This is a genomic window from Glutamicibacter sp. AGC84 (genome assembly GCF_053543575.1).
In genome coordinates this window covers 178788-200931 of the sequence record NZ_JBLVOC010000020.1, presented here as the reverse complement: position 1 = coordinate 200931, position 22144 = coordinate 178788, and the positions used below count along the sequence as shown (strand labels likewise).

The following is a 22144-nucleotide window of genomic DNA, read 5'->3' as shown; positions in this document are numbered from 1 at the left end:
CGTGTTTGGGCGCAACCCTCAGAACTCGTTCGACCGCAATCCACCAGTAATCGGAGACAACGGCTTGCGCCGATGATCAGCCGTCTTCTGTCCCACCCGCTTGCCCGCCAAATACATCAGCCCATAACGGATCCCGTCGGCCAGGTGATCCTCCGCATGAGTATCCACATCTTCCGGGTTCCGCTTATCACGCGGCAACGCGGGCAAAGTACGGATGGTGTCCCGGCACGTGTCATAAACCATGTACCGCGCAAACCCGTCTTCACGAACAAGAAGCTTCTCATCGAGCTGAGCCCACCCATGAACACGATCGTTCACACCTTTATGTGGCACCCGCCCGAGTACTTTCATGTAGTCGTGTGCCGGCGACCCGACGGGTGGTAAATCCGAGTTCAGGTTCTTTTTCGTGGTCGCGTCGTTGCGTCGCCACATGGCCTTGTCCATCACAATGGGAATCTTCTCCCCCGTTATCGCTTCCTCCTCAGCTGACAGTTCAAGAATGCGCTTAGCCTGCTGCCGGGCAGTTAGCTCGGTGGCGTATTCTTCCCGGTACTGGACCACCAGCCCATCGTGCAGGAGGCACAGCCAGACCGCGGCGAACGGCGCAGAGAAACCGTAATCGACCGCGATCACCTTGCGGCCAGTGAGCGCAGGGATAGGCAGTTGCGACGGGCTGATCACATGATGTTTCGTACGCCACTGGTTAAACCTAGTGCCGGAAATAATGTCCCAGTCACCATCAACCATGGCGCGTTTCAGGTCTGGGTCCATGGCACCCAGTTTTTTCAAATATTCAGCGTGGTCAATGTAGGGGTTGTCGTAGAGGCTTGACGGGATGAAGATACGCCGCGCACCAGATTCTTCATCCGTGAACAGCGTGTTGTGTGGTGCTGGGTCGATGAAGTGCGCTTTCACCCAACCGTGGCCTTTGGAGCCAGGGTTAGATGCGGAGAGGGTGCGTAACGGCAACCGGAGTTGCTTCATCCGCTCAGCTACACGCCCTGTGGCGCGCAGGCGCGACATGAGCAGCACGTAGGACTCTTTGTCGTAGTGGGTGAGCTCGTCAAAGGCGACTAGAACAAATTCGTGCCCTTGGTAGCGGGTCGCATGCTCGGGGCGTTCCAGATAGCCGAGGTGCAGTTCGGCACCGTTGGCGAAGTGGAACACGTGCTCAGACTTGTTGTACTTCGCAATTTCTGCGGGCAGGCGTTCGCGGAGACGTTTTACGAGCTCTGATAGCTCGCCAAAGCTTCGGCGTACAAGAAGCGCTTTCGCGCCAGGCACAAGGGTGCACACCGTCACGCAGGCGGCAAGGAGTACTTCTGATTTACCGCCGCCGAGGGAACCACCAAAGAGCACTTCATCCGCGGGTGAGGTGAGTGCTTGGCGTTGCTTTGCATACGGTTTGAACGGGTACCGCCATACCTTGACGGCAGGGGCGGTCATTGGGTGACTTCTTCCCCCTCAGCAACTTCTCCGCTGGCTTCTTGTGCGCTGAGGTCAGCCCCGGGCGGGAGCATGTCGGGGCTGACCATGACCGCGAATCCGCCGGTTCCTGTCTGCTCTACTTGCGTTGGTGCGTCCAGACCAAGGTATTTGGCGCGGCGTTCCATGATGCGCAGGACGGCCATCACGGCTTTGTCGTCGCCGGTCTCTAACGCTTTCTTTATTTGTGGCCGTGCCAGCTCGTCGAGGAGTAGGACCTCCTGGGCCCGGACTTCGTTGACAGCTTCTGCTTCCTGTGCCGAGATTGCTTTCTGGATGTCCCGCCAGCAGTTGCCGCGGTCGCCGTTGTAGAGCCGGTCGGCGATCTGCTGGTAGGTGAGGCGTGCGGCTCGGAGTTGGAGTGCCTTGATTCGGCGTGCGTGCGCTTTCACGTCGCTTGGGCTGGTTTTCTGCGCCACTGGTCCGCCTTTCTTCTGGAATCGTCAGCATGCGTGAGTTGGTGCTGGTTTTGTGGGATCAGGGGCGTTTCGTCGACTCATGTTGATAACATGGGATTACCTTGAACGGATTGGATCATGAGTAAAGACGAGTACATCGACAGTGCTGAAGTTGCGGAAATGATTGGCATCACCACGCGTGCGTTGAGTGTGAAGCGAGCCCGAACTAACAGCCGTGTTGCCGCTGAGCGTTTGGCCGGCAAGCCGGGCACACTCACGCCAAGTGATGTACCCGACCCCGACATTGACAAGGGGCGCAGCCCTTTGTGGTTGCGTTCAACTATTGAGCGATGGGTTGCTGCGCGCCCGGACCCTGGGCGGCGCAACACGCAGAATCGTTAGACGTTATGGTGGGCCACAAAATCTTGTGGCTCACCATTTCTTTGCGGCAGGTCGTCGGTGAGCATCTGGTAGCGCAGGCAGATGACGTCGACGTAGCGCGGATCGAGTTCGATCAGGCGCGCGCTTGACCCGTGCTGGTGCGCGGCGATCAGCGTCGATCCGGAACCGCCGAACGGGTCCAGCACGGTATCGCCTGACTGAAGGCTGTTCTCGAGGTTTTTGAGGATCAGCTCAGTTGGTTTCATAGTCGGATGCATCCCGTTGCGCTGTGGCTTATCAACTTCGATGACGGTGGTCTGCTTGTCGTCGCCGTACCAGCGTTCTCCGCCGCGGCCCAGCCGCCCTTCACCGCCCGGGGTGAATCCGTAAAGGATCGGCTCGTGCTTGTAGTGGTAGTCGGAACGGCCCATGACGAGAGTGTTTTTCACCCACACGAGGTTCTGTCGCACCAGGTACCCGTTGCTGGCCATGGCTGTTTCGAAGCTGATGCGGCGGGTGTCGGAGTGGGCCACGTAGACAGGCGCTCCGGGTTTGAGTGCTGGGAGCGCTGCAGCGAACGCAGCGTGCAGGAGCTGGTCAAGGTCTTCCGCGCCGTCGTTCTGGATGGTCAGCTGGTCCGCGGTGCCACCGGTGTATTCGACGCCGTAGGGCGGGTCTGTCCACATGCATGCTGCGGTGGCGCCGTCCATGAGTTGGGTGAAGGTGTCGGGATCCGTGGAGTCACCGCAGATGACCCGGTGCCGGCCGAGGGTGAACACGTCGCCGAGTTTGGATAGTGGCGTGATGGGTGGTTCTGGTGCGTCGTCGGGGTCTCCAAGGAGGTCGGTGTCTTGGGTGGCGAGGTCGGCGTCGTTGAGTGCGTCGAGCAGGTCGTCGTAGTCCTGGTCGATGAAGCCGGTGCCAGTCAGGTCGCCGTCAAGGGCTGCGAGGAGTTCGGCTAGTGCTTGGTCGTCGTAGGTTGCTTTGTCGTTGGTGCCGTTGTCGGCGAGGACTATTTTGAGGGCGGTGTGCTCGTCAACGTCGATAATTCCGACGCTGATGTGGGTGATGCCGAGTTCTTTGGCGGCTTGCCAGGTGTGGTTGCCGGCGAGGATTTCCATGGTGGTTTTGCGGACGACGATGGATCTGTAGAGTCCGTGGGTTTGGACTGATTCTTTGATGCTGTCCATGTCACTTTGGCGTGCGTTGCCTGCGTACGGTTTGAGGTCGTTGACGTGGACGGTGGTGTGGTTGATGTTGAGGGTGGGGATGGTCATGGTTGTTTTCCTCTGGTGGGTGGACGGAAAACATATTGTGGCTTTGAACCCCACCACCTTGTGGGAGGGCAAAAGAATAGGCCACCACTGGTTGGGGGCCAGTGGTGGCCTTGGGTATGTGGTGGTTCCGCTGTATCTGCGTCAATGCGCCGTGTTCACCGCCGGCTCGGAACTCTTACCTGTCAGATGGCCACATTCTTTACACTCGTGCCGCTTTGCGTAGTTTCTTCTGCGCCGCTTTGATCGCAGCTTCTTCCAAGATGATCGCCCGTCGCTCGTTGAGCTTCCGCTCTCGAACCCATTCCGTGGTGTCCCGTCCCGGCTCCTGGGGATCCGCGACTCGGGCGAGGTGCGATGGATGCCCGTTGGCGGAGAGTACCGGCAGGCCGCGCGCGTTGGGGCGTTCGCCTTCCTGGTATTCGTAGGGTGCAGCAGTTGCGAGAACGAAGTCCATCGGGATCAACGATTCTTGTACGGCTTGTTCGGCCAGCTCCCCCGCGTCGATGAATGACGCAAACTTGCCGTGTTCGTCACGGGGTTGCTTGGCCGGCGGCTTACTCCACCAGACCTTGTTGATGTACGGCGATTCTTCCGCACAGAGCAGGCCGGCAACTTGCATCTTCTCGATTGCTGAGCGGATGCAAGCTGCGCGGTCGTCTGACAGGGTGAGCGTCATGTCGGCGGTTCGTGCCACGGCTTCGAGGCCTAGTTCCACGGCTTGGGATACTGCTTCTGGCGTGTAGAGGCTGACTGCTCCTTCGCCGAGAACGATGTATCCGTTCCCTTCGCAGACAACGCAGTCCGGGTGGATAATGTGGTCTGTTCGGGTGTGGCAGGCTGGGCAGATTTTCCGCAACGGTCCCCCTGTGTGCGAGTGGTGGTGAGTCCACTACCCATTCTACCCAGATTGAATTACTTTCAATCTGGTGAAACACGCCTTTCTTCTTTGACTGCTGCCCGGTGTTCGTCGAGCTCGTGCTGGATGGCGGTGGGCGTTCGTCCTGCCCGGTGGGCTATCTCGTCAATGGTGAGGCCGAGGGTGAGGAGGTATTCGATGTCGCCGGCCATCAGATTGCCTCTTCCCATTGGGCCAGGGCGTCGTGCGCGCCGTGGTCTGCCGCGTGCTGGAAGCAGTATTCGGCGGCGGGCAGGGCGATCAGGTCGCAGTACTCCCCCGGCTCGAACAATGTGTTCTTCGAGAGCTGGTGGTGGCAGGTGACGTCGAGTTCCGTCTGGATCGCTTCGAGGCAGGCGCGGCAGGTGACGTTCTCGATTTCCTGAGTGGTGGCGCCGGCGGAGAATGGCCAGTTCGGCTTGTAGTGCAGCGGCTGAGGGCTGGGTGGCTCGGGCATGCTCGCGTGGGCGGTGGCCGATACTGGTGCTGGCAGCGCTTGGGTGTGCGGGGTCGTCAAATGCGACATGGGAGTTTCCTTCTAGTGGGTGATCCTCGCTGGTAAGACGAGGGAGTGGGTGCAACCCCTGTGGCTTGGTTAGAACCGGGTTGATAACATCAGCATAGCAAACAATTACTTTGGCTGGTCATCATTTTTGCGACGTTTCACTGCTTTGTCAGCACCTTTTGGAAATTTACGAAGATGGTCTTCGACCTTCTGTCCGAGCTTATAGAAATGGTCAGCAACGGTACCAGGAAAGAATCCATCAGAAATGAACGGTTCCGGCGAAAACAATGCACCTCTCACTTTGGTGTCCTCGAATTCAGGTAAGTAAGGGTACGCATTAATTCGAGCCTGTTCAAGTCGATCTCCCGGCTGACTGTGCCTTCCAACTCCTGACGTTGCTTCCGAGTACCAATACTCAGCCATATCAAATAGTGCCAACTCATAGCTACGTAGAGCGTCTACTCTTGCTTCCTCGCGTATTCTTTGGGCGGAATTCGATAAAGCTCTAGTGGTGATCCAAGTACTCCCTAGCCCCACGAAGACAGCGGCTGCGGAAGGCAACCAAACACTAATTTCCATAGGTTCATATTATGGTTTGGCGTACTGCTTTGCGAAAATAAGCTTTCAGAGATTCTCCAGCATCTTTCGTGATTCTTCTCCGAATCCTGCCACCACTTTCACAACCTCACCCTTCGTAGTCGCGTCAGACACCTGAATTACTCCTTTTTGGATAAGGTGTTTGGCTGCATCAAATTTGAATCCAAAGTCGATCTCTAGGTCATACATAGATGGTTTGTAGTCAGCATCATGCTCAAATGCGACAACAATGTTGTGTACTTTCATACCAAGGCCGAACACTAGGTCAGATAGATCGGCTGAGAATTCCCTTTCCGACGGCCCGAAAGAAGCCGCGCGTACTTGAAATTTCCTTGCCGCTGCCGCAGCTTTACTGAGCGATCTAAAAAGCTCTTCGGGCTTCGAACGATCGACTTCGTCTAGAGATTGGGTGACCAAATCGCCTTCTTGGGTCAACACAGTACGGCGTACAGTTTGATCTTCGCGCTTTATCTTCTTTCGTGAGTCATAAACGGTCCAAGCAGCCAAACCTACCGCAGCTACCGCGGAGCCGATGGTGCCCGCTGCAACCCAAATATCCACGGCATTTGTCGCATTTGTGGAGCAGTAGAGGACACCCTCTTTGAACGCGTCGGGGCTCGGGATCAGACATTCGAACTGTTCTGCCGTCATGTCAGATGTTTTCAAAATGAGAACCCTTCGCCAGCGGAAAAGTCTCTAATGATCATCAACTCCGAGATTCGTTTTGCTTGATCTGAGCCTTCCAATATGCTGGCATGCCACTCATCGACAGCTGCGCAGACGTCTGCGCAGAATATGTCGACCTGAAGTTGAAGGTGAGTATTCAAAAGATTGCAGTGAATGATGTGCCCGTCCGGATGCGGCGCGATGAATTGAAAGCGGTCGAGTGCTTCTCTCGCTTTTTGCTCCATGACCGAGTCGGAACCTTCATGAACTACCGCGCAGCGGAGAGCATAGAAGTCGTTGCTGGACAAAAAAACGTGTTCTGTGCGTTCTGGTCCCATGGCGTGGGTGTATTTTGGCGTGAAGTATTGGTCTGCCCATCGGGTATATCTCTTTTTCACCAATCTCTCGTTTGGTTCAGCCACTTTTGAACAGATGTCAGGCAACACGAGTGCGAGCGTTAGAGCTGAGTACCAATTACCGTGGCTGACTGACATTCGCACAGCATTAGTCAGATGTTTCATGGGTTCATCCTTTGGTTTAGATGCTTCGGGAGGCGATTCACTTTCTATTTTGGCGGGTATACGTTTTTTGACGAAATTTAACAATAAACCTTTAAATTGCCTTTAATCACGGGCTTCGTCAAACTAAGTATCGGTATACACTCGCAACTTCTTTAGAAGGACCCATGACCGACTTTCCCAGCCCCATTGCGCCCGACCGACCTCCGACCCGGAAGCCAAAGAACCGTAAATTTCTTTGGGTGATACTTGCGATCCTGGCTGTGCTCGTTCTGCTGCTTTTCCTGATCCCAGAATTATTCGTCTTGATCGCACTCGTTGGCGTAATCCTTGCAATTATTGGCATGGTGAAAGGTAAAATCCCTGGTCTCCCGATCAAGGGACGCAGCAAGTCCGGATGGTTCGGATTCGGCATGATCATCATGATGTTCATCAGCGGTTCCATCATGGGGCCTACTGAGACCACTCCTCCGCCGGCTGCTTCCGCAAGCGGCGACCCGATTCTCACCAGTACCGAGTCGCCAACCCCGACACCCTCAGAATCGCCTTCGCCAACCGCTATAGCCGATTTCGTAGGCCAGGAATGTGAAGGTGACGAGCTGGTCATGGAACAAGGTGCGGAAAAGCTTTACTGCGATGAAAGCGCCGAGGGCGTTCTGGTCTGGGCGAATCAAGAAGATCACGACAAGAATATTCTGGCTGCCAAGAAAGTAGCCGAAGAGAAGGCTGCGAAAGAAAAAGCGGCGGCAGATAAAAAAGCTGCAGAAGCTAAGGCTATTGCTGAAAAGAAGGCTGCTGAGAAAAAGGCCGTCAAGGAAAAAGCTGAACGCGCAGCTGCTGCTGAAAAGGCTGAACAAAAACGGTTAGCTGAACAGCAAGAGGCTGCCAGGATCGCCGAGCAAGAAGCCATCGAGGAAGCCTACGAAGCTCCGGCGCCGGCCAGTGCCTTCTATGCGAACTGCACCGAGGCCCGTGCAGCAGGCGCGGCCCCGATCAGCCGTGGCGAACCTGGCTACGCTTCGCACCTTGATCGCGATGGGGACGGGATCGGTTGCGACTCTTAGCACCTAAGGTCTCTGGCGCCATCATGATGGTGCTGGTTCTGTGCGGGTGCGGAACTGCAACTGGTACCGCACCCGCGCCGGCCGAATCGTTTGACGCTGCTGCAGACACAGAAGTTGCTTCGGAGACGCTGCCACCGATCGTGATCCGTTCAGAGGCTCCGCCGATTACGATCAGCACGGAGGCTCCGTCAGAGCAGCCCGATACCAATGACTCGCAGCCGACACCGTCACGGTCATCGGAGGCCCTGCCAAATTCGACAGACGGCGCCAGCACTGGCAGCACGAAAGCATCCGTACTTTTGAGTGAGGTTCCCATCAAGGGTCGCGCACCAAAGACCGGTTACGACCGTGACTTGTTCGGCAACGGTTGGGGTGACCCGGATCGAAATGGTTGCGATGCCCGCAACGACATCCTCTCCCGGGATTTGGATGTGCACACGTACAAGCCTGGAACCCGTGACTGCGTGGTTCTTACAGGAACTCTGCTCGACCCCTTTACCGGGAAGACCATCGAGTTCCAGCGCGGTCAAGGAACCAGTAACGCGGTGCAGATTGACCACGTCGTGGCGCTTTCGGATGCATGGCAGAAGGGCGCGCAGAAGCTCTCTCCCGAACGTCGGATTGCGTTCTCGAACGATCCACTCAATCTGTTAGCAGTGGACGGTCCTACGAACTCATCCAAGGGCGATAGTGACGCGGCAACCTGGTTGCCGCCAAACCGCGGTTACTGGTGCGAGTACGTCACGCGTCAGATCGAAGTGAAGCACAAGTACGACCTGTGGATGACGAAAGCTGAGCACAGTGCCAGCGCTCGGATCCTCAACGAACGATGCAGTTAGAAAAATAGTGGTTTCCAAAAAATCAGTAGGGAGCAAACTTGAAGAAGTTCATCGCCGGCATGTCAATGGGCTTGTTGTTGCTTGCATTAGCGGGCTGCACCACACCGGAGAGTCAGCTGTCTGAACTGCGAAGTGCCATTGACGAAGGCAAGAATTGTCCCGAGCTTCTCCCACTGCTGAAGGCGATCCCGTCAAGTGAAGTGGCTTCCGAAGAAGCGCAGGCTGAGATGCGGAACATCGGGTGCTTCTCGATTTCATCTGAGCGAACGGACGCCGAGCGTAGCGCGGTTGATCCGGACAGTGCTTGGCTGGGCGTGCCTGGTGGCCAGAGGGTTGAGGTTTCTGCCGAGTGTTCGGATGCTTCGGTTGCTGCGGCGAAGGAGACTGATTCGGATGCTTCTGAACTGCTCATTCGGGAGACTTTGGAGGCTTGCAGCACCGTGAATGAATGGCTTAGCGCGCTGCAAGATAACCCTGGTGTCATGGGCATGGTTGATCACTATATTCCATCGAGTACGGATGTTCAGGTGGCGTGTATGAATTACCCGGGCGCTGCAGTGTGTGAGGATGCCGCTTCGTTGAAGATGTAGTGGCTGAGTTCAGCTGGAATTGGATAGGAGATGAGGGGCAGCGATTTCGCTACCCCTCATTTCATTTCCTTATTTATGGTTCGAAACTGACCATTGGGGTGTACCCGTCAAGATCGATAGCATCAGGAACCAGGACCAGCCTCACTGTCTCCGAGTCTTCGTTCGGCGCCTCCTGCACGAAATCTTGGCGGATAGCAAAAGACTCGATTCCAAGTGCCTCAATAGTGTCGTCATACATATAACGTCGGTATCGATCGAGCGCTACTAGCGCCTCATCGATCGTGCTAGCACCCAGTGCGTGGATGGTGCGGCTTTCGTTTTCCAGGATTCGCACTCCGAACGTTGCAGTGGCGCTGGTCATCGAAAGGCACTGGGAAAGATCCGTGTCTGCATGGACATAACCGTTGAACGACAGTGAATCATTCTTGATGATTTCGGTGCAGTTGGAGCAGAAAGTGAGCATGGTTTCCTTCGCAGGTATTAAGTGACGTAACGGCCGGTTTGAAGCGGTGAGTCAACCTTATGTTTCCTGAAGGTTCGCCAGTCGCCGAGACAGTTTGGAAAACTCCAGACCGGAGCCTGTTTCCCGTCGCAGATGCCTGTTTTTCCTGCGTTTTTTCAATGGTTATCCGGGGTTTCTCGTGCCCTAGCCTCATCGACGGAGTTATCGACAACTTCTCATTCGAAGTGTCCATGGACGGGATTACGCCGCCGATGGTTTGAGGGGTTCCCCCTTGGTGGGGTCTCGTATTTCCGGGTGAGTCTGCACATGGATTGGCTACGCAGGGGTGCATCTGATGATCAGAAGAGGCTGCCTTTCAGCTGTCCGTCCGGGGTTAGGCCAGGGTGCCCATTGCGCGCACCCCCGACCACAACACCCAGACCCAACATGACAAGCTTGCATTCCCCGGTGCTGGGCCCGGATGTGCGGGCAAGCTTTACCGTTGTTCCTGCCGTGGCATTCGCCGGTGCCGTTGTGGTGCACCGTGACCGTGCCGCTGCAGCGCATGGTGAGCAATGACCGGGGCTGGCCTGGTTCCGCGGCCATCCATTTCTCTTCGTAGGCAGCTGCGTCGCCTTGGCATTTCCCGCGCTGGTGGAACTGTACGCCGACAGCACCGAACGGGTTGAGCAGGTTCGGGCCGGGGATAACACGCTTCTTCTGCCGGTGCGTGATCGGTTCCTTGCATGCCGGACAGTACCCGTCCGGCAGCTCCATGGTCTCCATGGGCTACTCACCCGAGAGTTGGGCTTCCTTGCCGCTGCAAGGTGGCAATTCCCTGGGCCGAGCACACATCGCTTAGCTGCTCCATGATTACTGCAGCATGTAGGGCAAGAGGTTGTCGGCCTTACGGGAAAATGATTCAATCAAGCGCACGGATGAGTCGCTCAACGTGCAATGTTAAACAGCAAAAGGCACACCACTTGAAATGATGTGCTATACTGGGAGAACCCTCGTAGTTGTGTCATCAACACGTAGATTCATTCAAAACCCACTAGTTCTCTTATCTATACTGCCACTCTACAGGAAATCCGACAGGGCGGCAACTGGGGCTTGTGGGTCTTATCGTCCAATGAAAGGACAACTAGATCGACATGTTCGAAATCAATATAGCCACGAATGGCTCAACAATCAACAATTCGGTATCCACTGCAGAGGTCCCGGTGCAGACAAGGCGGCACCCAGGCTGGAACATCGTGCTTCTCTTTCTGATCGTCGTGATTATTCTGTTGCTCATAGTTGCACAGCTTCACGGGGTTCCAATCTTGGAGATGGTTCAGATCATTGCCGTGCCTCTATTCGGTCGTTCGCTGACTTAACTGCTTGGCTGGTGCCTGCACGACTGCCGGCACCAGCCCGGTTCGGCGAATCCTTCGCTTACCCCGCAGTTGCGACACTTGTCGTAGTGGTTGCCTTGATCACACTTCCACCTCGAACAGAGTTCCTTCGGCTGGTGTCGCGCGTTCGGCCAGCAGTTCGTCTATTTTCTTTAGGATGGTGCCGGATCGCCAGCCCTTGCGTAGCGGCTCCACGGCTTCACGGAATAGGCGTTCCATGGTCTCGGCCCGGTCGGTGGCTTCCCGCAGCAGGTCTTTGTCCACTTCGAGTGATAGGTGAGCGTGCATTAGCAATTCGGCCAGGCGCTCGGATTCTTCGGCCATGCCATCTTCGCGGTCCAGCTTGTACTGGTTGAAAATATACGACCCGTAGCTCAGCTTGTCGGTTGCGATGTCTAGGGCGCGGCGCACCAGGTCGGTCATGGTGGCGCTTTCCTTGGTGACGCCGGCTTCCCTCAGGGCGGCTTGCAGTTGCCGAATTTCAGTACGTAGCCGTTCCTCTTGGGATTCAGCGTTGCGCTGCTTCATTCGCGCATCCGCAATGTCCCTGCCAACCACGCCAGCAATCTTCCCCAACAGCGGGGTCTTGTCCACGGGGGCCAGCTTCGGCGCCGGCCGCAGGACAGTCATTTTGCGCCGGTTCGCAGCTGTCGGTGGGGTGCAGATGCCCCAGTCCTCCGGAATCTGATCCTCCAGGCCGGCGATGATGGACGGGTCACCCACGGCCAGCCACCATTGGTCGCAGTACCTTTTCCACGGGTCACATTTATCCGGCTGCCGCAGCTCGCCCAGCAGGTCTTGGCGGGTTACTTTGATTTCGTAGCCGACAACCCTGCCGCTGAACTTCTCCACCCACAGGGCATCAATGCGCCGGTCAGCGCTGGGCGCCTGCAGCTCGGCATAGAACAAGCCGCCAGGGAAGTAATCGTCACGGATCAGATCATGCCGCAATGCTTGCAGCACGTCGTGGGCGCTCATGCCAGAGCCTCCGGGTTGACGACTATCAGCTCACCCGGGACCGCACCAGGTGCAATGCGCAGCGTGCCTGGTTTCCCCTCAACGATCATGAGGCCGTGCCCCTGGTTGGCGGCTTCCTGGTAGAGGGCTTCAACCTGTGCCCGGGTGGGCACGATGTAATCCTTGTTGGCCTGCACCATCTCAACCAACTTCTGCAGCATCTGGGAGGCCTCGTGCACCTGGTGTTCCTTGTGCTGGTCGGCGCGGGCACGGAGCCAGGCCGCTACGCTGCCTCGGCTCACCATGTCACGGAGCATCACGGGGTACGCACTGGCCGCTTCTTCGAGCGCTTCTGCTTTCGCTTCGGCGCGCACGGTTTCCAGCCAACGGTCGAAAGCTTCACCCGCGCCCTTATCGTTCGAGGGCAGTCCATGGAGCTGAGCAGAGTAGTCAACATGGTCAACGTATCCATGTCGGACTCTCGTAGTATCCGGGGTGTATTCTGCGCCGTGGTAGGTGGCTTCATGCTTGTCATTGGCGCCCATGGGAATCGCCTCCTATGTTTTTGATTAGTAATTCCTGTGCTTCGACCTGTATTGTTTTCCCTTGTGCATCTCAGTCCTGATGCTGAACGAAGTCACTCGATCCCAACAGGAGGAAGTTATGGGTTTCATTGGTTGGATTGTTTTAGGCCTTATTGCTGGTGCGATCGCTAAGGCGATCAAGCCTGGTGAGCAGGGTGGCGGCTGGCTCGCTACCCTGGTGCTTGGTGTTGTTGGCGCTATCGTTGGCGGGTGGATTGGATCCGCGATCTTCGGAGTCGGAGTAAACGAATTCTGGGATCTGTCTACGTGGTTGCTGGCCATCGGCGGCTCGCTGATCGTCCTCGTTATCTGGGGACTGATCACACGCAAGAAGGCGTAGTTTGCGCGACAGAACGGGGTCTTACCTTTCGAGGTGAGGCCCCGTTCGCCATGCCTAGACATCGTCCACCGCCGGGCGGTCAGTAACGGTATGGATCGAGTAGATGCGCCACCAGGCTGTCCTGCCGTCGTTTGCAGCGTCGTCTTCTTCCTCGGCAGTTCGGCACATGTTCTGGTGTGGCCCTGTCATGGATTCAATGGCTGATTCAATGGATGGGTGTAGTTCACCGTCCCAGTCGATCGCGTTGGATTTCTTATCGACGATGATGTACCCGCGAACTACCGGCTGGGCGACGGCGAGGACAGCGCGTGCGTTGCCCCGGTAGTGTTCCATGCTGGTTTCGGTGAGGTCTTCCCAGCCAGGCGGTTCTGGGCATTCAATGCTCGGCGTGTGGTACTTCCGTTCACGCAGGAACAACGCTTTCGCACCCGCTTCGAGCGCGTCCGGGGTTAGCGGGGCCTGGTCTGACATTTGGTCTCCTTGGTTTCGAAGGTGGCCCGGTAGATCGTTTGGCCGGCGACGTTGATGGTGGTGATGTTCAGGGTGCCGGGGTCGAGGGTTTCGCCGGCGGGCAGCTGACGGACTTTGGTTTCGACTGCGTTGGTGAAGGCGTGCAGCCGGGTGAGCGCGCGCTCAGGATCACCGGTGTGTGCTTCGACCTGGATCCGGTATCCCTTGCGGGGTTGGGGTTTGGTGCCGAACGCTGAGAGGTTCCAGGGCTTCTCCCCTGGCTTGGGGAATAGGTCACCCATTACCGGCACCGCCCTTGCCGCGGAACGTTGAGCTTAGCTGCAGGCCTTGGGCGTCCATGTCCTCACGCAATCTACCTTCGGCGCGCAACCGGCTTTCCATATAGGCCACGTCTTTTATCGAGTAACGTTCCATGTCATCGAATGCGATCAGCTGGAACTCGGCACCCGCGTAACGATGGGTGTCACGGGTGCTGGTGATCTGACCAAGCTGGATCACCGAGCCGTTGCTCAACGCGTATTCACTGTATGGGGCGCGGTAGGTCGTTTTCAGGCTGGTGGCGGACACCGCAGCGTCAATCTCCTGCATGACTGTCGCTCTGCGTGGGGTGACGACCAGGATGCGGCTTCCTGGCGCTTTCGTTGCGACCTCGATGATGGTTTCGATGAATCGGTCAGACAATGCCTTACTCCTTGAATAGTGGGGCCGCCTCGTGCCCCCAAGACGCGGGGCGGCCGGTGTGCGGGGCTGGCTAGAACGACGGGGTGGCGTAGAACGAGTCGTTCCGGCGCAGAACAACTGCTTCCCAGGTGGACTCTTGTACTTCGGATTCTTCGATCTGGAAGTGTTCACCTTCCTCGGTGATCAAGTTGAAGGTGCCGAACCGGTCGGTGTAGTTACGGCGTCCGATCGCACCCTTGTACCTGCCGCTGGCGATGTGGATTAGGACGGGGCCTACCGGCAGCGCAACTGGCGCTGGTGCGGGTTCTGGTTCGTCGTCGGCTGGCATGATTTCGACGTCCACCACGTCAACGTCGGGTCCCATGTTGGTGAACCAGACCTGTTCCCAGGTGACGCCATTCTCCTTGAACGCGTCCTTGCCGACGCCGTTCCGGCGGTTCACGAAGTCCCCGTACTCGTTGCGGGTTAGTACTTCGCCGGGCAGCAAGATGCCGGATGTGCCGGGATTGATGATGCGCACCATTTCCCCGAAACCGGTGGGCAGTGGCGGGGAGGGTCGGTTGATCAGGTGGAACCCGCTCGCGGTGGGGCCAATGATGGACCCGTCACTGGTGTATTTCTGTCCACCAGGGCCGTAATGGTCGTACACGGCAACACAGAAACTGTTGGCTTGCCCTACTGGGGTGTAGGCGATGACGTCGCCCTCGCGCAGGTCCTTGGTCTCGATCAGGTGGGCGTCTGGGAAGTGGTCAATGACGTTCATGGCGGGTCTCCTTGATGCTTGCGTGCTGGGTGACGGGGATGGGGTGGGGCAAGGCCTGGTGTCGGCCGCCGGCCTGTTGGTTGGCGGTGATGCTTGCAGGCGAGCCGATGGTTTGGCTATTCATGGTCGGCTGCTTAGATGTGGCAGTCGACGTTAGCCAGCCAGGTGTCATCCGGAAGACCTTCGATCAGTTCACGGACCTGGGCCCGCCATTCGGCATCGCTGACCTTGTCGTTGCTTATCCCGAACCAGCCCATGTCGCCGCGTGCGAACCAGACGCCGTCTTTGACTACGCCGTAGAAGCCAGTCGTGGCGAAGTCTTCCTGGGCGGAGATGTATGCGGCGCGCGGGTTGGCGGCGCGCATGTGGAAATCCTCGTAGGCATCCCAGAATCCGGCTTTGCGTGCTGCCGTGTTCCAGGGGTGCGTGTTCCACTCTGTGCGGGCTGCGTCGATGTTCTCCTGGCCGTGCTTGTCCAGGCATTCCGCCCAGCCGAAGGTTGGCGGCACGATCCCTTTGGTGGCTTCGGTGAGCTTTGCCCATTCAGCTTCGGCGGCGGCTCGACGTGCGGCGACCATGGCTGGGAAATCGATGGCTCGCTTCATCGCCTGGTCGGAGGCGTTGGCATGGTTGGAGGCGTTACCGAAGTTCTCTGACCAGTGGGGCTCGCTGGGGTGATAGTCCTCTGGGTTGGCGCCGGGCTTGATCTTGAACCATGCGTTGTAGCGGCCGCCAATCACGTAGTAATCCCACTTGGACTTGGGATTGTAGGTGGTGTATCGAACGTACTTGCCGTTTTCTTCTCGAATGTCCTCGCCTTCGTTGTAGTCACGGAGGAGATCGAGGTCGTTGATCGTGAAGAGCGTGTGAGTATCGCCGCTGGGCTTCTTCGGCAGGTGTTCTGGGTGTTCAGCGTAGAAGCTACGCGCGTTTTTCAGGTTCGATAGGTAGTCCCAGCCGGCGTCTACCTGTGGTTCGATGGTGAGGTTTTCATCGTAGGGCGCGAGCTGTTCTTCAACGTTGTCGCCGATAACGAGGATCTTGAAACGACTCAATGTGGGAGTTTCCTTTGGTGCGAGCCGAACTGGTGAGGAACGGTGTGGGTTGCTGCCGGCTGGTTAGGCCGGATTGATTTGGGCTGGTGCCCAGTCGTGCACTTCTTCGGGGAGGAAGTAGCTTTCCCCGTGGATTGGTTCGTCATCGACGGCCGCGTATCCGTTGCCGGTAGCGCGCAGCTGCCAGCCTTTCGCGTTCGTGTGGAATCCGCTGTCGATGCCGGCGGTGACCCGGTATGCGAGGATCAGCGGGTTCTCTTCCATGTCCGGCACCGGGTGGTTCCGGTTGATGCGGAACAACGCGCGGTGGCTGGGCGTGGCGACGAGTTCACCTTTTTCGGTGACCCACTTCCGGACGCCTTTTTTGGCGGCGACGCCGACGGTGTAGGTGTCTTTGACTGGCCGGGCGACGGTGTCGCCTTCGGTGATTTCTGAGTATTTGATTGGGGTCGCGTCGTGGTGGTGCGACTTGATCAGGTAGGTCATTGCTGGTGCTCCATCTCGGGGTTGGTGAGGCCCTTTGTCCTTGTGGCTGGTACACCACAAGTTGATAACATCAGACTACACGTTATGGGCCGGCCAAGCAACAACCAAACAAGAAAAATTCACACCAAACTAAAAATCACAAAACCAAAGAATCAACCACCACCGGCACAGAAACCTCAGTCACATGCTGCTGCATCACCACCGCATGCAAACCAACGAACGACGCCTCAGGCAACCCCACCCCCTGAGCACGCCGACACAACGCCGCCACCAACAGGGCACGAACCTCCGGATCATTCACCAACGAATACCGGTGCAAAGCCGTCCCCACAGGCAACTCGATCACCTGATCACCATCAGCCCAAATCACCGAACCATCCGGCAGGCGCAAACCCACCCGAGTCACCTTCTGAACCTCTTGCACAACATTCTCCTCAACCACATAATCCGGCAGTTCCACAGTCATCACGACCCCTCCTTGAAGATCTTCACCCGCACCTCATGAGGACCATTCGGCCAAGTCCGACGATTATCCGGCCCCACCACCAACTCGTCCCGATCATCCTCAAAAACGCCAGCATCAACCAGCCCATCCACAATCGCCTTCGACGTCGGCTGCAGGTTGGCCACCTCGCGCCGCTGCGCCACCGGAAACCGGAACCAAATCTCCACACGACCACGACCAGGCACCCGCAACACCCGCTGACTCCTGGCCAAAGACCCCAGCAACTGCCGCCAATACTGGGTCCGATCATTCTTCGGATGATGCGACAACCGCTGATTCATCGACAAGAAATTCGCCTGCCACTGGGCCGACGTCAACGGGATAACCAGTTCGTCATGCAGCTCACTCACTGAAGTACCGGCCCTTCGCAATGTTCCGAGCCCGCCGAATGGCGTCCTGGTTCTCAGAATCATTGGCCAGGACGCGCAGCAGGTTTCGCCACGCTCGCTGTTCGCCGGCAGACCTGCCCATGCCGTAGACGATGAGGCCGATGCCGACGCTTGCGGCGATGAACACTGCCGGGTCTGGTGCGGCGAGCAGTCCGAGGATTTCAGCCGTGGCGAACGCTATCCAGCCGGTGCCGATGTACGGCTCGCGTTCGATGTAGTTGACGGCAGCTAGGAGGAATGCGCCGGCCATGAACGCTAGGGAGCCTGCGAGGTTGGGCAAGAAGATCCCGAGGAGGATTAGGGCGAGGGCGATGAGGGTGGTTCGGGTTGGCATTTGGGTTCCTGGGTTGTTTGGTCTGTTGGGTTGATCGTTCTCGTTGTATGGGTGGTGGTGTGGGATGCGCTTGTTTTTGGCTGGGGCGCTGTGAGCCGTTTTGCGGGGTTAGAAATGTTTCAGGTGATTGGTTGCTCATTCAGCACGGTTGAAATCGCCCTGTGGGGCGTTCTGGGCTTGCTGTGGGGTGTTGGCGCTGGTTGGTCAGGTGCCGGTTTGGGTTAGTTCATTCCAGTTCGCTGGTCGGGGTGCTGGGGTTTTTGGCATTTTGTGGCCGCGGAATTGTTCGGGGCGGTTGCCTTCTCGGATGTCGGCGTCGCAGGCGTGGCAGGCGTGGGCGTCGTACCAGTCGTGGTCGGGGCACCTGGGGTTCACTGGGCGTTGCTTGGGTGGCTCGGGGAGGTTCCAGTGCTTGCCGTCGAGGAAGATGCTGCTGGGTGATTTGATGCTGGGGTTGAGGGCGGCGTTGATTGCGACTTGCACGAGGGTTTTGAAGTCGTAGGGCTGGTGGTGGGCGCTGAGGACGTCGAGGGTTTGCTGGGCGCGCCAGTCTTTGGGGCGGAGTTCTTCGAGGGTGGCGGCGATGAGTTGTGCTTGGCGTTCGGTGAGCATGGTGGGAGTTTCTTTCCGCTGGTTGGTGTCCGTTGGTTTTTTGATGGGGATTATTTGATCGTCGATCGTTGTGGTGCTTCGCGTTTAAGTCCTGGACGATTCGACGATTTTTTTAGATGGATCTTTTAAAAGATGAGTACTACGAAACTGAGCGTGCCTACTTACGTAAGTAAGTAGTGGTTAAATGGTGCTTATTTTTTGCTTAGATTCACTTAGGTTTGCTTAGGTTTTTTCGTGATATTCGGGCCGTGACTTGGGTGTCTTGTTTTTGGTTTGCCGTGTTTTTGCTTAGCTTCTTAGCTGTGGATAACCTGGTCATAGTTGGGTTGACCAGCAGTTTCATGTTTCTAAGCTTGCTAACCAATTTCTAAGTGTTTGCTTACAACTTGCTTACGGAATATCCGGGTTCAGACCGTGCTCCAAGCAGAGTTCGCATCGGTCGTTCAGCACGCCTTTATTCACGTGGTGCCGCAGATGCATGCCCTTTTTGCCTCCGCTGGAACCGTTCTTCGCGCGCTCGGCACTGAGCTCCTGGATCTGCGCTTTGGACTTTTGGTGCTCTAAATAGTCGTGCAGAATATACACGCCGTTTTTTTCGTGCACTAAGCCGGCTTCAATGAGCTCTTTTCCGACCTTGGTCCCGCGGGCGAACAGGTCCGATTTTGCTACGATCCCGTCGGTGGTTTCTTCGTTGGCGACCAGCAGCAGGGTCACGTGGATACGGAATGCGGCATCTGAAAGGCCACGGATTTTACGGTGCCGGTGGTACTCGTTGGCCAAGGCGATATAGGGGCGTTGGTCGAGCTTCTTGTCTTTGGTCATCGCAGGTTGCTACCTGTTCGGTGGCTCATGCTGGGGTCTCCATCTCTTGGTGCAGGTGGTGCTGGTGTCGCCCGGTTGGCTGCTTCGACCTGGTAACCCGAAGCAGCTAACCGCAGAATGTCAGGGGCCGGGGACGCCCTGGACGATCTCAATGGCGCGCTTGTAGAGGTCACCGCGAGCCAAAGCCAGGCCTACATATTCAAGCTTGTGCGTCGCTTCTGCAGGGCTTACGCCAGGGATCATTTGTGCAACTACGTCGGCTAGGTTCTCGATGAATTCTGAGTCGGCTGGCGTTGCTTCGGTGGCCTGGTTGCCGTGGTTTTCCATTGCGAGTGGTGGCCTTTCAAAAAGTGGAGTGGATGGAAATAATTAGTGAGACCCATTTGGGCCTCACTAATCATCACTTGTTGATCCGACAACTAGTCGCTGCAGCCGCCGCATTCGCCGGTCTGTGACACGGGCCGGTCGCACGAACCGCAGAGGTCGGTTCGGACCTTGGCCGGTGTCAGGCGTGGCTTTGGCGGCTTCAGGGCAATCACTGGGATGGGCAAGGTCACACAACCCCTTTCATCGTGGTTTTATCAATTCGTTGCTGCGTTTCCCGGGCGAGCCGCGACCGCATGCTTTTGCGCTTGCGGTTCTTGGCCCGGTGGCGTGGCCACTCCGCGTTCGGGCGGTTGTAGCGTGGGATTGCTAGCTCTTTCTGCAAGACTTCCTCCTGATGGGTGCGCGTAACCGTTGCATAGTCACACGCACCCGGTTCATCAGGTGGGAAGTAGTTTAGAAAGGTGGTTCGCTGGCCGGCGGGTTGCCCCATCCCCCGTTGCCTGTAGGGCTGTTCCAGCCGCCACCTGGGCTTCCGCCAGCCGTGGACCCGTTGTTCCAGCCAGCGTTTCCACTACCGGCGTTGCCGCGGCCGGCGGCGCCTTCACCGTTGCCCCGCTGAGTGCGGGTGACCTTGGCCGAGGCGAAGCGCAGTGACGGGCCGATCTCGTCTACTTCCAGTTCCATGACGGTTCGGCGTTCGCCCTCCTTGGTGTCATAGGAACGTGAACGCAGGCGCCCCTGGGCAATGACGCGCATGCCCTTGGTGAGGGTTTCGGCAACGTTCTCCGCGGCTTCGCGCCACACGCTAGCTCGGAGGAACAGGGCTTCCCCGTCCTTCCACTCATTCGACTGCCGGTCAAACTCGCGCGGGGTCGAAGCGATCGTGAAGTTTGCAACCGCAGCCCCGGCCGGGGTGAAGCGCAGTTCCGGATCCGCGGTCAGGTTTCCAATGACGGTGATAACGGTCTCGCCTGCCATGCTTAGTTCTCCTTCTGGATGAGGTGTGGGTAGTGCTCTTGGATGCCTGCCTTGTCGCCGGCAACAGCTTTGTGGAAGCCTTCGGTGTGCGCGTTGATCTTGCTGGCCAGGTCGACGCACTTGCCGCTGTTGGCGAAGAAGCGTCCGGTGTCGCTCAGGCTCGCCCCGAGGTTACGGACTTTCTCCTGCCATGCGAGGACGCTGGCCAGGGTGACCGGCAGCAGCCGGGGCTGCAGGTCGATCAGTTCTTGGACAGTGCTCCACTTGTTGACGTATCCGTCGCCGCCCAGCTTCGACAGCTGCACTGTCAGCGACTGCGGTTTGAAGTCAATGACTTCCCATTGGACGGCGGTCTTCGCTTTGCCGAGACGGCACGTCATTCCTGGCTCGATGGTGTTCATTCGTTGCTTTCCGTTTCGTTGAGTAGGCGGGTGCGGATCCGGTCTAGGCCTTTGCCGGTGACGCGGGTCTGCGGGTTGTTGGAGAGCTTCTTCTCGCCGGTTTGCTGGTCGGTGTAGGTTTTGGCTTTTTCGGTGAGCGTTTTCGCGTCAATCTGGGTTTGGTATGCGCGGACCGAACGAACTTTGCCTTTGGATCTTTCTTCGACCGTGGCTGCGGGCCGGAAGCACCAGCCCCAGTCCAGGAGTTTCTTGATCAGCCGGTCTCCCCCGATCGTCACGCCGCCTTCTTCGCTGATGACTTTGGCTGCGTCCCGGAAGGACAGTGAGCCGGTGGATGAGACAAGGTCAGTCCACGCGGATGCTTTTGGTTCCAGGACTGCGATCTTTTCGTCTTTGGCGGCGAGCTCAAGGTTTTTTCTGGCGATGATGCTTTGCGCTTTGACGACGGCCAGAGCCATGAACTCGTCTTCGTCGGCGGCTTGGGTGCTGTAGGTGCCGGTCTTGCGGATTGCGGGGAGAACCTCGTTGGTGATCCATCGGCGGAAGGTGCGTGCGATTTCGCCATTGGCCCGGATTACGACTTCGTACATGCCGGACTCGTTGACGATCGTTGTTTCGCGCAGTTGCCCTCGCGAATTCTCAGCGTAGGTTTTTCCGACGGTCACTGGATCGATGCGGGTTGCGACGTCGCGCGGGTTCGAAATTTCGAGCACTGCGCACAAATCGTTGAGCACGAACCAAGGTTCGCCGTCGACCATTACTGTGCGGACGTCGTGGCCTGAGTATTCGAAGAGGCGGATTCCCTTGCTGATGGTCTCTTCGGGTGTGGGCGGCATTCCGTAGATTTGGGTCGTCATGGGAGTTTCCTTTCCTGGGATGCGAACGCATGGTTGGCGTGTTCTGTGAGTGCGAGCATGGTTTCGGCTTGGTACCGGCGGAGTCGGGGTTCGGTCTGCTTGGGAACCTTGGTGAGTCTGGTGAGCCAGATTAGGAACGTGCCGGGGGTGGCTGTCTGCATCCGGAATTTTCGTCCGTCGGCGCCGCGCGCTAGGTGCAGGTCGACTTCAGCCCAGGCATTGCTCTTCAAGTGCGCGAGTGCGCTGGAATAGTCCAGTCCGAGGTCGGTGAAGATGTGCTTCATGATGATGCGTGGTTTGCCGTGGTCGTAGATCACCGGAATGAGTGCGTCGGCGAAGCTGATGGTGGCGTTTTGTCCGCTTGGATCGATGACTCTATCCATGAGGGTTCTCCATCTCTGCCGGTAAATGTCTTTGGGTTGGTAGGTCCCACAGTTACGGGCTGAAAGTTTTTAGGGTGGTGGTGTTCGGCCGCGAGCTGGTTACTCGCATGAGGGGGCGGACGTACCAGGGAGTTGGTGCTGGAAG

35 protein-coding genes are annotated in these 22144 nt (G+C 57.5%); 6 read left to right on the top strand and 29 right to left on the bottom strand.

Annotated features, from left to right (window positions below):
* Positions 1-18 precede the first annotated feature (18 nt).
* A complete protein-coding gene (locus ACNPN0_RS13335) occupies positions 19-1446 on the bottom strand; it encodes a phage terminase large subunit (RefSeq protein WP_448938666.1) in 1428 nt (475 codons plus the stop codon).
* On the bottom strand, positions 1443-1904 hold the full coding sequence (locus tag ACNPN0_RS13330) for a hypothetical protein (RefSeq protein ID WP_448938665.1): 462 nt from the start codon (positions 1902-1904) through the stop codon (positions 1443-1445). Before ACNPN0_RS13330 ends, ACNPN0_RS13335 begins: the two co-directional genes overlap by 4 nt.
* 117 nt (positions 1905-2021) lie before the next feature.
* Between ACNPN0_RS13330 and ACNPN0_RS13325 the strand changes: the two genes are divergently transcribed.
* Positions 2022-2285: a hypothetical protein gene (locus ACNPN0_RS13325; protein WP_448938664.1), complete on the top strand. Its 264-nt coding sequence runs from the start codon at positions 2022-2024 to the stop codon at positions 2283-2285.
* On the opposite strand, the gene ACNPN0_RS13320 is transcribed toward ACNPN0_RS13325, so the two are convergent.
* The 7 genes from ACNPN0_RS13320 to ACNPN0_RS13290 form a co-directional block, all read right to left on the bottom strand.
* Entirely contained in the window at positions 2282-3541 is a 1260-nt protein-coding gene (locus ACNPN0_RS13320) for a DNA methyltransferase (protein ID WP_448938663.1), read from the bottom strand. The two genes, ACNPN0_RS13325 and ACNPN0_RS13320, sit on opposite strands and share 4 nt — an antisense overlap.
* A gap of 199 nt (positions 3542-3740) precedes the next feature.
* A complete protein-coding gene (locus ACNPN0_RS13315) occupies positions 3741-4256 on the bottom strand; it encodes a hypothetical protein (protein ID WP_448938662.1) in 516 nt (171 codons plus the stop codon).
* 203 nt (positions 4257-4459) lie between these two features.
* Positions 4460-4609, bottom strand: a complete 150-nt coding sequence (locus tag ACNPN0_RS13310; RefSeq protein WP_448938661.1) for a hypothetical protein — start codon at positions 4607-4609, stop codon at positions 4460-4462.
* On the bottom strand, positions 4609-4962 hold the full coding sequence (locus ACNPN0_RS13305; protein WP_448938660.1) for a hypothetical protein: 354 nt from the start codon (positions 4960-4962) through the stop codon (positions 4609-4611). Before ACNPN0_RS13305 ends, ACNPN0_RS13310 begins: the two co-directional genes overlap by 1 nt.
* Before the next feature lie 105 nt (positions 4963-5067).
* Positions 5068-5520 carry a hypothetical protein gene (locus ACNPN0_RS13300; RefSeq protein WP_448938659.1) on the bottom strand — a complete coding sequence of 151 codons (453 nt, stop codon included), beginning with the start codon at positions 5518-5520 and terminating at the stop codon, positions 5068-5070.
* Between the two features lie 45 nt (positions 5521-5565).
* Complete coding sequence (locus ACNPN0_RS13295; protein ID WP_448938658.1) at positions 5566-6189, bottom strand: hypothetical protein; 624 nt, start codon at positions 6187-6189, stop codon at positions 5566-5568.
* Positions 6190-6200: 11 nt separating this feature from the next.
* The gene (locus tag ACNPN0_RS13290; RefSeq protein ID WP_448938657.1) at positions 6201-6725 is read right to left on the bottom strand and encodes a hypothetical protein; all 525 of its coding nucleotides are present in this window, start codon (positions 6723-6725) and stop codon (positions 6201-6203) included.
* Between the two features lie 164 nt (positions 6726-6889).
* On the opposite strand from ACNPN0_RS13290, the gene ACNPN0_RS13285 reads away from it, so the two are divergent.
* The 3 genes from ACNPN0_RS13285 to ACNPN0_RS13275 are packed head-to-tail and all read left to right on the top strand — an operon-like array spanning position 6890 to position 9215.
* Positions 6890-7786, top strand: coding sequence for an excalibur calcium-binding domain-containing protein (locus ACNPN0_RS13285; RefSeq protein ID WP_448938656.1), 897 nt, complete (start codon positions 6890-6892; stop codon positions 7784-7786).
* A 23-nt stretch (positions 7787-7809) separates the two neighbouring features.
* Positions 7810-8625, top strand: a complete 816-nt coding sequence (locus tag ACNPN0_RS13280; RefSeq protein WP_448938655.1) for a GmrSD restriction endonuclease domain-containing protein — start codon at positions 7810-7812, stop codon at positions 8623-8625.
* A 38-nt stretch (positions 8626-8663) separates the two neighbouring features.
* A complete protein-coding gene (locus ACNPN0_RS13275) occupies positions 8664-9215 on the top strand; it encodes a hypothetical protein (protein ID WP_448938654.1) in 552 nt (183 codons plus the stop codon).
* A 73-nt stretch (positions 9216-9288) separates the two neighbouring features.
* On the opposite strand, the gene ACNPN0_RS13270 is transcribed toward ACNPN0_RS13275, so the two are convergent.
* A complete protein-coding gene (locus tag ACNPN0_RS13270) occupies positions 9289-9678 on the bottom strand; it encodes a hypothetical protein (protein WP_448938653.1) in 390 nt (129 codons plus the stop codon).
* Between the two features lie 426 nt (positions 9679-10104).
* Here ACNPN0_RS13270 and ACNPN0_RS13265 point away from each other — a divergent pair, with 426 nt between their 5' ends.
* Positions 10105-10236, top strand: a complete 132-nt coding sequence (locus ACNPN0_RS13265) for a hypothetical protein (protein ID WP_448938652.1) — start codon at positions 10105-10107, stop codon at positions 10234-10236.
* Between the two features lie 899 nt (positions 10237-11135).
* Here ACNPN0_RS13265 and ACNPN0_RS13260 read toward each other — a convergent pair.
* Together ACNPN0_RS13260 and ACNPN0_RS13255 are read right to left on the bottom strand one after the other, a co-directional pair.
* A complete protein-coding gene (locus ACNPN0_RS13260) occupies positions 11136-12032 on the bottom strand; it encodes a hypothetical protein (RefSeq protein WP_448938651.1) in 897 nt (298 codons plus the stop codon).
* Positions 12029-12556, bottom strand: a complete 528-nt coding sequence (locus tag ACNPN0_RS13255; RefSeq protein WP_448938650.1) for a hypothetical protein — start codon at positions 12554-12556, stop codon at positions 12029-12031. The genes ACNPN0_RS13260 and ACNPN0_RS13255 overlap by 4 nt, the downstream gene beginning before the upstream one ends.
* Before the next feature lie 118 nt (positions 12557-12674).
* Between ACNPN0_RS13255 and ACNPN0_RS13250 the strand changes: the two genes are divergently transcribed.
* Entirely contained in the window at positions 12675-12935 is a 261-nt protein-coding gene (locus ACNPN0_RS13250) for a GlsB/YeaQ/YmgE family stress response membrane protein (protein WP_105661338.1), read from the top strand.
* 54 nt (positions 12936-12989) lie between these two features.
* Here ACNPN0_RS13250 and ACNPN0_RS13245 read toward each other — a convergent pair whose 3' ends face one another.
* The 17 genes from ACNPN0_RS13245 to ACNPN0_RS13165 form a co-directional block, all read right to left on the bottom strand.
* Positions 12990-13406, bottom strand: a complete 417-nt coding sequence (locus ACNPN0_RS13245; protein WP_448938649.1) for a hypothetical protein — start codon at positions 13404-13406, stop codon at positions 12990-12992.
* Positions 13385-13687 (bottom strand): hypothetical protein, encoded by a 303-nt coding sequence (locus ACNPN0_RS13240; RefSeq protein WP_448938648.1) that lies wholly within the window; start codon positions 13685-13687, stop codon positions 13385-13387. Before ACNPN0_RS13240 ends, ACNPN0_RS13245 begins: the two co-directional genes overlap by 22 nt.
* A complete protein-coding gene (locus ACNPN0_RS13235) occupies positions 13680-14087 on the bottom strand; it encodes a hypothetical protein (RefSeq protein WP_448938647.1) in 408 nt (135 codons plus the stop codon). Before ACNPN0_RS13235 ends, ACNPN0_RS13240 begins: the two co-directional genes overlap by 8 nt.
* Before the next feature lie 70 nt (positions 14088-14157).
* Complete coding sequence (locus ACNPN0_RS13230; protein ID WP_448938646.1) at positions 14158-14850, bottom strand: hypothetical protein; 693 nt, start codon at positions 14848-14850, stop codon at positions 14158-14160.
* Entirely contained in the window at positions 14837-14974 is a 138-nt protein-coding gene (locus tag ACNPN0_RS13225) for a hypothetical protein (RefSeq protein WP_448938645.1), read from the bottom strand. The genes ACNPN0_RS13230 and ACNPN0_RS13225 overlap by 14 nt, the downstream gene beginning before the upstream one ends.
* 10 nt (positions 14975-14984) lie before the next feature.
* Complete coding sequence (locus ACNPN0_RS13220) at positions 14985-15905, bottom strand: hypothetical protein (protein WP_448938644.1); 921 nt, start codon at positions 15903-15905, stop codon at positions 14985-14987.
* A gap of 63 nt (positions 15906-15968) precedes the next feature.
* Positions 15969-16391: a hypothetical protein gene (locus ACNPN0_RS13215; RefSeq protein WP_448938643.1), complete on the bottom strand. Its 423-nt coding sequence runs from the start codon at positions 16389-16391 to the stop codon at positions 15969-15971.
* Between the two features lie 136 nt (positions 16392-16527).
* Positions 16528-16857: a DUF7316 family protein gene (locus tag ACNPN0_RS13210; protein WP_448938642.1), complete on the bottom strand. Its 330-nt coding sequence runs from the start codon at positions 16855-16857 to the stop codon at positions 16528-16530.
* Complete coding sequence (locus tag ACNPN0_RS13205; protein WP_448938641.1) at positions 16857-17246, bottom strand: hypothetical protein; 390 nt, start codon at positions 17244-17246, stop codon at positions 16857-16859. The genes ACNPN0_RS13210 and ACNPN0_RS13205 overlap by 1 nt, the downstream gene beginning before the upstream one ends.
* Entirely contained in the window at positions 17239-17619 is a 381-nt protein-coding gene (locus tag ACNPN0_RS13200) for a hypothetical protein (RefSeq protein ID WP_448938640.1), read from the bottom strand. Before ACNPN0_RS13200 ends, ACNPN0_RS13205 begins: the two co-directional genes overlap by 8 nt.
* A gap of 204 nt (positions 17620-17823) precedes the next feature.
* A complete protein-coding gene (locus ACNPN0_RS13195; RefSeq protein ID WP_448938639.1) occupies positions 17824-18231 on the bottom strand; it encodes a hypothetical protein in 408 nt (135 codons plus the stop codon).
* Between the two features lie 390 nt (positions 18232-18621).
* Entirely contained in the window at positions 18622-19053 is a 432-nt protein-coding gene (locus ACNPN0_RS13190; RefSeq protein WP_448938638.1) for a hypothetical protein, read from the bottom strand.
* 120 nt (positions 19054-19173) lie between these two features.
* Positions 19174-19380 (bottom strand): hypothetical protein, encoded by a 207-nt coding sequence (locus tag ACNPN0_RS13185; protein WP_448938637.1) that lies wholly within the window; start codon positions 19378-19380, stop codon positions 19174-19176.
* A gap of 453 nt (positions 19381-19833) precedes the next feature.
* Positions 19834-20358: a single-stranded DNA-binding protein gene (locus tag ACNPN0_RS13180; RefSeq protein ID WP_448938636.1), complete on the bottom strand. Its 525-nt coding sequence runs from the start codon at positions 20356-20358 to the stop codon at positions 19834-19836.
* Between the two features lie 2 nt (positions 20359-20360).
* On the bottom strand, positions 20361-20759 hold the full coding sequence (locus ACNPN0_RS13175) for a hypothetical protein (protein ID WP_448938635.1): 399 nt from the start codon (positions 20757-20759) through the stop codon (positions 20361-20363).
* Positions 20756-21616: a BRO family protein gene (locus tag ACNPN0_RS13170; protein ID WP_448938634.1), complete on the bottom strand. Its 861-nt coding sequence runs from the start codon at positions 21614-21616 to the stop codon at positions 20756-20758. The genes ACNPN0_RS13175 and ACNPN0_RS13170 overlap by 4 nt, the downstream gene beginning before the upstream one ends.
* Positions 21613-21999 (bottom strand): phage antirepressor N-terminal domain-containing protein, encoded by a 387-nt coding sequence (locus tag ACNPN0_RS13165; protein ID WP_448938633.1) that lies wholly within the window; start codon positions 21997-21999, stop codon positions 21613-21615. The genes ACNPN0_RS13170 and ACNPN0_RS13165 overlap by 4 nt, the downstream gene beginning before the upstream one ends.
* Between the last annotated feature and the right edge of the window lie 145 nt (positions 22000-22144).